The following is a 2117-nucleotide window of genomic DNA, read 5'->3' as shown; positions in this document are numbered from 1 at the left end:
CTGCCTGCGGGCAGGAGACGAGGTCCATCGGCACCGGGTTGACGCTGAGCGCCTCGTAGCCGTTGGACTGGCCGTGGGCGGCGCGGCGGTGGTTGCGGATCACGCGCAGCATGTGCGCGGCGTTCTTCTTGTAGCCGGGGAAGGTGCCGAGCTCGGCCGCCATCTCCGCCGACGTCTTGTAGGTGATGCCGGTCATGATCGCGGTCAGCGCGCCGGCGATCGCACGGCCTTCCTTGGAGTCATAGGGCAGGCCCATGGTCATCAGGAGGCCGCCGATGTTGGCGTAGCCGAGGCCAAGCGTGCGGAACTCGTAGGAGAGCTCGGCGATCGCCTTGGACGGGAACTGCGCCATCATCACCGAGATTTCGAGCACGATGGTCCAGAGCCGGCAGAGATGCTCGTAGCCCTCGACGTCGAAGTGCTTGGTGCTGACGTTATAGAACGTCAGCAGGTTCGCCGAGGCGAGGTTGCACGCCGTGTCGTCCAGGAACATGTATTCCGAGCACGGATTGGACGCGCGGATGTCGCCGGACGCCTTGCAGGTGTGCCAGTCGTTCATGGTGGTGTTGAAGTGCAGGCCCGGGTCGGCCGACGCCCAGGCGGCGTAGCCGATCTTCTCCCAGAGGTCGCGCGCCTTCAGCGTCTTCGTCACCTTCTTGGAGGTGCGGGCGTTCAGGTTCCAGTCGCCGTCGGTCTCGACCGCGCGCAGGAAGTCGTCCCGCAGCGAGACCGAGTTGTTGGAGTTCTGGCCCGATACCGTGAGATAGGCTTCCGAATCCCAGTCGGTGTCGTAGACGTCGAACTGGATGTCCTTGTAGCCTTGTTTGGCAAACTGAATGTCGCGCTTGATGTAATTGTCAGGCACGAGGCTGCGGCGCRCGAGCTTGATCTCGCGGCGCAGCGCCGGGTTCTTCTCGGGGTCGAAGCAGTCGTCGCCCGAGCCTTCGCAGTTGACGCAGGCCTTGAGCACGGCCTTGAGGTGCTTCTGGTTGATCTTGGAGCCGGTGACGAGGGCTGCGACCTTCTGCTCCTCCTTCACCTTCCAGTCGATATAGGTCTCGATGTCGGGGTGATCGACGTCGACGACGACCATCTTGGCGGCGCGGCGCGTCGTGCCACCCGACTTGATCGCGCCGGCGGCGCGGTCGCCGATCTTGAGGAAGCTCATCAGGCCGGACGAGCGGCCGCCGCCGGAGAGCTTTTCGCCTTCGCCGCGCAGGCGCGAGAAGTTGGAGCCGGTGCCGGAGCCGTATTTGAACAGGCGCGCCTCGCGGACCCAGAGGTCCATGATGCCGCCCTCGTTGACGAGGTCGTCACCGACGCCCTGGATGAAGCAGGCATGCGGCTGCGGGTGCTCGTAGGCCGACTTGGACTTGGTCAGCTTGCCGGTGAAGGGGTCGACGTAATAGTGGCCCTGGCCGGGACCGTCGATGCCATAGGCCCAGTGCAGGCCGGTGTTGAACCATTGCGGCGAGTTCGGCGCGACCATCTGCATGGCGAGCATGTAGCGGAGCTCGTCATAGAAGGTCTGGGCGTCTTCGTCCGACGTGAAGTAGCCGCCCTTCCAGCCCCAATAGGTCCAGCAGCCGGCGAGGCGGTCGAACACCTGCTTGGCGGAGAGCTCGCTGACATAGCGCTCCTTCTCGGGGAGCGCGGCGAGAGCTTCAGTGTCGGGCACGGAGCGCCACAGGAAGGAGGGGACGGATTCCTCCTCGACCTTCTTCAGGCGCGCGGCGACGCCGGCCTTGCGGAAGTATTTCTGGGCGAGGACGTCCGAGGCGACCTGCGACCACTCGGTCGGCACCTCGACATTCTCAAGCTTGAACACGACCGAGCCGTCGGGATTGCGAATCTCCGACGTGGTCAGCCGGAAATCGATCCCGGCGTAAGGTGACTGTCCCGTGGTGGTGTGGCGCCGCTCAATCCGCATGGTCTTGCCCCGTCCTTATCTTTGACCGAACCGCCTCCGTTCAGGCGTCCGGTCGACATTTCAGTTCGCGATTCCTCCCGGGCCGTCTGGCCTTAAGGCTTCGCAGTTCAGCCGGTGGATCCGGCCCAGTTTCTCCCGGCGCGATTGCTCGATGCGTGCATCGATCACCCGCCGGCATGTCCACACT

The 2117-nt window shown here is 64.5% G+C and carries 1 protein-coding gene; it reads right to left on the bottom strand.

Annotated elements, in window-relative coordinates; translation table 11 throughout:
* The coding region (locus tag AC1D00_RS38145) for a vitamin B12-dependent ribonucleotide reductase (protein WP_477014226.1) at nucleotides 1-1930 on the bottom strand (1930 nt) is incomplete at its 3' end.
* Nucleotides 1931-2117: the final 187 nt, after the last annotated feature.

Source organism: Bradyrhizobium sp. P2_E8, from assembly GCF_056403875.1.
This window is presented reverse-complemented; position numbering and strand designations above follow the sequence as displayed.